The 8,764-nt window shown below is 73.6% G+C and carries 6 protein-coding genes and 1 pseudogene; all 7 read left to right on the top strand.

Annotation, left to right across the window (positions count from 1 at the left end; all coding sequences use genetic code 11):
* Positions 1–295 (top strand): annotated as a pseudogene (locus tag AC08ON_RS10725) (redox-sensing transcriptional repressor Rex); the annotation flags it as partial.
* A complete protein-coding gene (locus AC08ON_RS10720; protein ID WP_476607180.1) occupies positions 292–1,713 on the top strand; it encodes a glutamyl-tRNA reductase in 1,422 nt (473 codons plus the stop codon). The pseudogene AC08ON_RS10725 and the gene AC08ON_RS10720, both read left to right, overlap by 4 nt.
* Positions 1,710–2,867 (top strand): hydroxymethylbilane synthase, encoded by a 1,158-nt coding sequence (gene hemC / locus AC08ON_RS10715; RefSeq protein WP_476607179.1) that lies wholly within the window; start codon positions 1,710–1,712, stop codon positions 2,865–2,867. The genes AC08ON_RS10720 and hemC overlap by 4 nt, the downstream gene beginning before the upstream one ends.
* 2 nt (positions 2,868–2,869) lie before the next feature.
* Positions 2,870–4,693 (top strand): bifunctional uroporphyrinogen-III C-methyltransferase/uroporphyrinogen-III synthase, encoded by a 1,824-nt coding sequence (locus tag AC08ON_RS10710; protein ID WP_476607178.1) that lies wholly within the window; start codon positions 2,870–2,872, stop codon positions 4,691–4,693.
* Positions 4,690–5,712 (top strand): porphobilinogen synthase, encoded by a 1,023-nt coding sequence (gene hemB / locus AC08ON_RS10705; protein ID WP_476607177.1) that lies wholly within the window; start codon positions 4,690–4,692, stop codon positions 5,710–5,712. The genes AC08ON_RS10710 and hemB overlap by 4 nt, the downstream gene beginning before the upstream one ends.
* A gap of 574 nt (positions 5,713–6,286) precedes the next feature.
* A complete protein-coding gene (locus AC08ON_RS10700) occupies positions 6,287–6,511 on the top strand; it encodes a heavy-metal-associated domain-containing protein (protein ID WP_476607176.1) in 225 nt (74 codons plus the stop codon).
* Between the two features lie 113 nt (positions 6,512–6,624).
* Positions 6,625–8,764 (top strand): heavy metal translocating P-type ATPase (locus tag AC08ON_RS10695; protein ID WP_476616878.1); only part of this gene is annotated, 2,140 nt, incomplete at its 3' end.

The raw sequence follows: 8,764 nt of genomic DNA, 5'->3' as shown, positions 1-8,764 counted from the left end.
GCTCGGGGCAGCGGGCCTGGACGGGGTGACGAGCGCGGACGGGACGGAGCCCTCCGCGGGCAGGCTGGAGACCGATACGGATGAGGTCGTGCGGGTGACTCGGCAAGTAGGCATGACTCGTCCGGCGGGGGCAGCTCGTCCGGCCGGGATGGCTCGGGACGATCGGCCGACCCGGGATGATCGGGAGGGGGAACCGGGTGCGGTGCGCCTGGAGCACACCGCGGAGCCTGGATCGCCGGCGCGCGGGACGCTGCCGGCCGCGGGAGCGCTGATGGCCGGAGGTGAGGCGTCGTGAGCCTCCTGGTGGTCGGGCTCAACCACCAGACCGCGCCCACGTCGTTGCTCGAACGCACCTCGGTCTCGGCCGAGGACATCCCGAAGGTCCTGCACGATCTGGCCGAGGGCACCCACGTCAGCGAGGCTGTGGTGCTCTCGACGTGCAACCGCATCGAGATCTATGCCGAGGTCGAGACCTTCCACGGCGGGGTCGCCGACATCTCCGACCAGCTCAGCCGGATCTGTGGGATCGACCTCGGTGATCTTGCCGGCCACTTGTACGTCCACCACGAGGCGCGGGCCATCGGGCACCTGTTCTCGGTGGTGTGCGGCTTGGACTCCATGCTCGTCGGGGAGAGCCAGATCCTCGGTCAGGTACGCACGGCCTTCCGGGCCGGTCAGGCCGCCGGGGTGGCGGGCAGCGCGCTGTCCGGCCTGTTCCAGGCCGCGCTGCGGGTCGGCAAGCGGGCCCACTCCGAGACGTCCATCGATGCGGCCGGCGCCTCCATTGTCTCGGTGGGTGTCCGGCTGGCCGCTTCCGGCCTGGACCTCCACAGCGAGGTTCCGGCCGTGCTGGTGGCGCCGCCGGGCGGGCGGGCGCTGGACGGGGGAGGAGCCGCGGCCGAGGGGCTGCGGCACGCCGTGACGCCCGAACCCCCGCGGTTGGCCGGGGCCCGGGTGCTGCTCATCGGTGCCGGCGCGGTGGGATCGCTGGCCGCGCAGACCGTCCGGCGAGCCGGCGCCGGAGAGGTCGTGATCGCGAACAGGACCGCCGCCCGGGCGGCCCGCGTCGCCGAGGCCCACGAGGCCCGGGTCGTCGGTCTCACTGACCTGGCCCACGAGATCACCATGGCGGACCTGGTGATCTCCTCGACCGGCGCGAGCGGTCTCGTTGTCGAGCACGAGCTGGTTGCCGCGGCCCTGCCCGGCCGGGCAGGGCGCCCGCTGGTCTTCCTCGATCTGGCCCTGCCGCACGATATCGACCCGGGGGTGCGCGAGCTGCCCGGGGTGAGTCTGATCGACCTGGACGCACTGCGCATCGCGCTGGACGGCGCCCAGGTGACGCACGACGTGGAGGCGGTCCGCGCGCTGGTCGCCGCCGAGGTCGCGAGCTTCCTCGACCGCCGGCGGGCGGGCCGGGTGGCGCCGACCGTCGTCGCGCTGCGGGCCCACGCCGCCGCCGTGGTGCGTAGCGAGCTCGCCCGGTTGCACACCCGCCTACCCGACCTCGACGATCGGGAGTGGAGCCTGGTGGAGGGCTCGGTCCGGCGCGTCGTCGACAAGCTGCTGCACGCCCCGACCGTGCGGGTACAGGAGCTGGCCGGGGCGCCCGGTGGGGACGCCTACGCCGAGGCCCTGCGGGAACTGTTCGATCTGCCGCGTGAGGTGCCCGCCGTGGTGTCCGTGCCTGACCTTGATCTGCTGGAGTGTTCGTGACGAGTACCGATCCGACGAGTACCGATCCGACGGGTACCGGCGCCACGGGTACCGGCGCCGACCTGCTGGCCCGTTTCGCCGGCCGCCGGCTGCGGCTGGGAACACGGCGCTCGGCGCTGGCGCTGGCCCAGTCCGGGACGGTCGCTGCCACTTTGCGGGCGCGGGTGGGCTGCGCCGTCGAGCTGGTGCCGATCGTCACGGCGGGGGACCGCTCGTCCGGGGAGATCAGCCAGATCGGCGGGACCGGCGTCTTCGTCAGCGCGCTGCGCGACGCCCTGCTGTCCGGCGAGATCGACCTGGCGGTCCACTCGTTGAAGGACCTTCCGACGGCCACCCCACCCGGTCTGGTGCTCGCCGCGGTCCCGCCGCGGGCGGACCCCCGGGACGTGCTGGTCGCCCCGAGCGGGCGGCGCCTGGCCGAGCTCAGGGCCGGCGCCCGGATCGCGACTGGATCCCCACGTCGCGCCGCGCAGCTGCGTGCTCTCGGCCTCGGGCTGGAGGTCGTCACGATCCGCGGCAATGTCGACACCCGGTTGAAGAAGGCCATCGACGGTGAGGTGGACGCGGTCGTCCTCGCGCATGCCGGGCTGGCGCGGCTCGACCGGCTCGATGCCGTCGCCGAGATCCTCGAACCCACGGTGATGCTGCCCGCGCCCGGCCAGGGAGCCCTGGCGATCGAGTGCACGGGCGGTGCCGGGCTCGTCGTGGCCGGTCCGGCGCGCGCTCTGGTGCCCGCCGGGCCGGGTTCAGGTCCCGCTGTGGGACAAACCGGCGGCGAAACGTGGTCAGATGGCGGCCGGCCCGTCGATACGGGCCTCGCCGAGCTGCTACGGTTTGTGCTCGATGACGCATCGTCGTCCGTCGCGGTCAGAGCGGAACGCGCGTTCCTCGCCGGCATCGAAGCTGGTTGTACTGCCCCGGTCGGCGCCTTGGCCGAGCTTCTTCCGGAGCCGGCCGAAGGAGCCGCGGCGGAGGCCGGCGGTGCGCCTCCCGCGGGTCGTCTGTGCCTGCGGGCGGTCGTCGCCGCGCCGGACGGAAGCGATGTCCTCCGGCGTGACGTCACCGGATCCGCCGTCGACCCGGAGGCGCTTGGGCAGCGCCTCGCGGACGACATGCTGTCCGCCGGAGCACACTCGCTGATGGGAACCCGCTGAGCATGGCCACCCGACGAACGAAGAAGCCCGTCTCCCCGGTCGCCCTGGTGGGTGCCGGACCGCGTGACCCCGGACTGCTCACCGTCCTCGCGGTCGAGACCCTGGCCGCCGCCGACCTGGTGGTGGCCGATCCCGAGGTGGCGCCGGCGGTGGTGGAGAACCTCACCGCCGAAGTGCTGCGCATCGGCGACCTCGAGGCGCCGAAGCCGGTCCGTGACGCGGAGGCGGCGACCGCCGCGGTGGTGAGCAGGGCCCGTGCCGGTGACAAGGTGGTCCGGCTCTACGCCTCCGATCCGTGGCTGACCCGCATCGGCGCCGCGGACGCCCAGGCGCTCGCGAAGGCCAAGATCCCCTATCGGGTGGTGCCCGGCATCCTCACCGGCGCCGCGGTCGCGACCTACGCCGGGGTCGCCCCGGGCGTGCCGGTCACCTTCGCCAGCACCTCCGGGGTCTTCTCGTCGTCGGGCACCGTGCCGGCGTCCTCGCCGTTCGGCGGGAGCGAGCCGGTGGGTCCGCTCACCGGTCCTCCGTTCGGGGCCTCGCGGTTGGGCGGACGGCCGATCGCCGGTCTCGGGGGCGGGCTCGGCGGTGGCCTGGGAACCGGCGGGTTCGGCTCGCCGCTGGGCCTCGGTGCCCCGGGCGGCTTCGGCGGGTTCGGTGCGCCGATCTCCTCCCCCGGTGACCTGGACTGGGGTGCCCTCGCCCAGACCCCGGGCACCCTCGTGGTCACGGCGGCACCGACGGAGGTCGGCAAGGTCGCGGCGGCGCTCGTCGAGCACGGGCGGCCCGGTGACACCCCGATCGCGGTGACCGTGGACGGCACCACCACCGACCAGCGCACCGTCACCTCGACGCTCGACCGGGTCGAGGCGGACACGGCACCGCTGTTGACCGCGGCCCCCACCCCGATCACCCAGGTCGTGCTGTCCATCGGCCCGGTGGTCGCGACCCGCGGCAAGCTCTCCTGGTGGGAGACCCGGGCGCTGTTCGGTTGGACGGTGCTGGTCCCGCGGACCAAGGAACAGGCGGCGATCCTGTCCGACCTGCTGCGTTCGCACGGCGCAAGCCCGCTGGAGGTGCCGACGATCGCCGTCGAGCCCCCGCGGACCGCCGCCCCGATGGAGCGCGCGATCACCGGTCTGGTCTCTGGGCGCTACCAGTGGGTGGCCTTCACTTCGGTCAACGCGGTCAAGGCGGTGCAGGAGAAGGTCGAGGAACGCAGCCTCGACGCCCGCGCGTTCGCGGGGGTCAAGGTTGCGGCGATCGGCGAGGCGACGGCCGACGCGCTGCGCACCTTCGGTATCCGGCCCGATCTCGTCCCGTCCGGGCAGCAGTCCAGCGAGGGGCTGCTGGCGGACTGGCCGGACTTCGACGACACCCTCGACCTGCTCGACCGGGTGCTGCTGCCGCGCGCCGACATCGCCACCGAGACCCTGGTTGCCGGCCTGAAGGAACGCGGCTGGCAGGTCGATGACGTGACGGCCTACCGCACCGTGCGTGCCGCTCCGCCGCCCGCATCCATCCGGGAGGCGCTGAAGGGCGGCCGGGTCGACGCGGTCGTCTTCACCTCATCCTCGACCGTGCGCAACCTGGTCGGCATCGCCGGCAAGCCCCACGAGACGACGGTGATCGCCGTGATCGGTCCGGCGACGGCCGCCACTGCCCAGGAGCTCGGGCTGCGCGTCGACGTGCAGGCTCCGGAGGCGTCCATCCCCGCCCTTGTCGGGGCGCTGGCGGAGTTCGCTGCCGAACACCGGGAGGAGCTCGGGAAGATCGGGCCGCTCGCTGCGCGGTTGCCGAAGCCACGGCGAGGCTCGCGGCGGTGAGGGCGCAGGCCCGGGGGAACGGGGCCGAGGCCGGCTATCCGACGGCACGTCCCCGCCGGCTGCGCCGCTCGTCCGCGCTGCGCCGGCTGGTCTCGAACGTGCGGTTACACCCGTCCGACCTGGTGCTGCCGATGTTCGTCAAGGAGGGCGTGGCCGATCCCGTTCCGCTGGCCTCGATGCCTGGTGTCGTCCAGCACACCCGCTCCTCGCTGCGGGGGGCGGCCGTCGAGGCCGTCGAGGCCGGCGTGGGCGGGCTCATCCTGTTTGGTGTGCCCGCGGAGAAGGACGCCTGGGGCTCGGCCGCCGACGACCCGGACGGCATCGTCCAGCTCGCGCTCGCCGATCTTGCCTCCGAGGTCGGTGGCGACGTTGTCCTGATGACGGACCTGTGCCTGGACGAGTACACCGACCACGGGCACTGCGGTCTGCTCACCGACTCCGGGGAGGTCGACAACGACGCCACCCTGGCGCGCTACGGCGCGATCGCCGTAGCGCAGGCCCGTGCGGGTGCCGAGGTCGTCGCGCCGAGCGGGATGATGGACGGCCAGGTCGGCGCGATCCGGGCCGCGCTGGACGCGGAGGGCTTCGTCGACCTGCCGATCATCGCCTACTCGGCGAAGTACGCTTCGGCGTTCTACGGGCCGTTTCGCGAGGCCGCCGAGTGCGCCCCGCAGTTCGGGGACCGGACCGGTTATCAGCAGGATCCGGCTCGCTCGGCCGAGGAGGCCCGGCGCGAGGCCGCGCTCGACCTCGCCGAGGGCGCGGACGCGGTGATGGTGAAACCGGCGTTGGCCTACCTGGACGTGCTGCGGGCGGTGGCCGACACGGTGGACGTACCGGTGGCGGCCTACCAGGTGTCGGGCGAGTACGCGATGGTGGAGGCCGCCGCGGCGGCCGGGTGGATCGACCGGGACCGGGCGATCGACGAGACGCTGACCGCGATCTCCCGGGCCGGGGCGGACATCATCCTGACCTACTGGGCCACCGAGGTTGCCCGCCGCCTGGCCGCCGCCCGCTGACCGTCCCCCTCGGTGACGATTCCTGTCCGCCGGCAGGTTTCTGGACAGGCATCCGGGCGGGAGGCCGCGCTCAACGGAGCGGGCCGCGCCGGACCGGTGGGTGACCACCGCGAGACGGCGCCCCGACGTGCCGGGTCGTGGATGCCCGGCTGATGTGCCGGTCGTCCGTCCGCGCAGGATCTGATGGACTCTGGACCACCCGGCCGTATTGCGATGCGCTGATGTGATGCGCTCCCGTCGCCCAGCTGGCGGCCCATCCGGTCACAGTCCCGCGCGCCTGCTCTCCACGATGGTGCCGGAAGCTCGACATGCGCGGAAAGTGTTCGGCATGTTGCCCGAAGTGGGCCGGCGGGTTGGCCAAGGTGGGGCTGTGCGTCGCGGCCTTCCCGTGTCGGCGTGGGTGGGATCTCCCCCGTGATGATCGGCCATTGGTTCGGAAGATACCCCCACCGGGTACTGGTACACCATACGGGGGGAGGGTATGTTCGGGAGGTGGGACGGGCGCCGGTGGGTCGGGCAGATCCATCGGGACCGGGGGCGGCTTACAAGAGGAGACGAGGAGACGGGAACGGCCATGACGACAACCGCCTACACGACCACCTACACGGTGGCCGGGATGACCTGCCAGCACTGCGTCCGATCCGTGACCGAGGAGCTCGCGCGGCTGCCGACCGTGTCGGACGTCGCCGTGGACCTGGCCGAGGGTCGGGTCACCCTCGTCAGCGATGGCGTCGTCGAGGACAGCGCCGTCCGGGAGGCCGTTGCGGAGGCCGGATACGAGCTTGTCGGGCGGGCGTAGCGCTTCGGTGGTGCCAACGGTGCCGGTGGTCGGCGGGTGTGTCCGCTCCCACCGCCCGTGACCGGCGGTACCTTCCGGTCCGCCGTCAGGAATCCGCCGTAAGGGGAGAGCTGATGACCACTCTCGACGTCGGAAGGGGTCACCCCGCGCGGATCGAGCTCGCGATCGGCGGGATGACCTGCTCATCGTGTGCCGCGCGGGTGGAACGCAAACTCAACAAGCTGGACGGCGTCACCGCTTCGGTGAACTACGCCACCGAGAAGGCCACCGTGACCCTCGCGGACACCGAGGCCCCCGCGGTCCGTCTCGACGATCTGATCCGCGTGGTCCAGGCTGCGGGCTACTCTGCGGCCCCGGCCGCCGGACGCGCGGCTGACACCGGGGCCGAGACGGCGGCTGGCACCGAGGCCGTAGCCGGCACCGAGGCCGAGCAGGTGGCGGGTGCGGCGGATGCCAAGGACGGCGGCGGCACGCAGGACGACGCACCCGGCGCGGCGCTGCGGGCGCTGCGTGTCCGGCTGGCGGTCTCGGCGGCGCTCGCCATGCCGGTGATCGTACTGGCCATGGTGCCCGCCTGGCAGTTCGACTATTGGCAGTGGGTCTCGCTGGCCCTGGCGACGCCGGTCGTGCTCTGGGGAGGCTGGCCGTTCCATCGGGCCGCGGCCCGGGGCGCCCGGCACGGTGTCGCGACGATGGACACCCTGGTCTCCCTCGGAACGCTGGCCGCCTTCGTCTGGTCGCTGTACGCCCTGTTCCTGGGCGGAGCGGGCGAGCCGGGGATGCGGCACTCGTTCTCGTTCACCGGCGGATTCCCGGGCCCGGAAGCCTCGGCCGGCGAGATCGTCCACTCGGGGAGTGGTCACGGCACCGGCGGCCGTGCCCACGGCGGCGCGGGCACGGCCCTCTACCTGGAGGTCGCCGCCGGGGTGACGGTGTTCCTGCTCGCCGGCCGATTCCTGGAGTCACGTGCCCGCCGGCGTTCCGGCGCGGCCCTGCGGGCGCTGCTCCACCTCGGGGCGAAGGACGTCACCGTGCTGCGCGTCCGGCCGGCGGACGGCGCGCGGGGGACTGGCCCGCGACGGGTCGAGGAGCGGATCCCGGTCGAGGCGCTGCGGATCGGGGACGAGTTCGTCGTCCGTCCGGGCGAGAAGATCGCCACCGACGGCGTCGTGCTCGATGGGCTGTCGGCGGTGGACGCGAGCATGGTCACCGGCGAGTCGGTGCCCGTTGAGGCCGGCCCGGGTGACGCGGTTGTCGGGGCGACGGTGAACGTCGGCGGGCGGCTCGTGGTCCGGGCCACCCGGGTCGGTGCCGACACGCAGCTGGCGCGCATCGCCCGGCTCGTGACGGAGGCCCAGAGTGGCAAGGCCCGCGTCCAGCGCCTCGCCGACCGGGTCTCGGCGGTGTTCGTTCCGGTGGTGATCATTTTCGCACTCGTCACCCTCGGGGTCTGGCTGGCTCTCGGGCAGCCGGCGACCGATGCCTTCACCGCGGCCGTCGCCGTGTTGATCATCGCCTGCCCCTGCGCGCTGGGCCTGGCCACGCCGACGGCGCTGCTGGTCGGGACGGGACGCGGTGCGCAGGTGGGCATCCTCATCCGCGGCCCGGAGGTGCTGGAGTCGACGCGGCGGGTCCAGACCGTCCTACTCGACAAGACCGGCACGGTGACCAGCGGGCGGATGCAGGTTGTCGCGGTGCTGCCGGCTCCCGGGGAGGACGCCGCCGAGGTGCTCCGGCTCGCCGCGGCGGTGGAGGACGCGAGCGAGCACCCCATCGCCCGGGCGATCGCCGACGCGGCCAGGGAGCACGCGGTGGCCGTCGGTGTGCTGCCGCCGGTCGCGGACTTCGCGAACACCGCGGGCCTCGGCGTGCGCGGCACCGTCGAGGGGCATGCGGTGCTCGTCGGGCGGCCCCAGGTGTTCGCGGAACTCCCGGACGCGCTCGCCGCCGAGCTGGACCGGGAACGGGCCGCCGGGCATACCGCCGTCGTGGTCGGCTGGGACGGCCGTCCCCGTGGACTGATCAGTGTCGCCGACACGGTGAAGCCCACCGCGGCCGCGGCCGTCGCCGATCTGCGTCGGCTCGGGCTGCACCCGGTCCTGCTGACCGGGGACGCCGAGGCGGTCGCCCGGTCCGTCGCCGCCGAGGTCGGCATCGCGGCCGAGGACGTCATCGCCGAGGTCCTGCCCGAGGAGAAGGTCGCTGCGGTCCGTCGCTTGCAGGCGCAGGGCCGGGTCGTGGCCATGGTGGGCG

This window comes from Frankia sp. CoWAU3 (assembly GCF_977971855.1).
The sequence above is the reverse complement of the archived record's forward strand: the minus strand, read 5'-3'. Positions and strand labels throughout refer to the sequence as shown.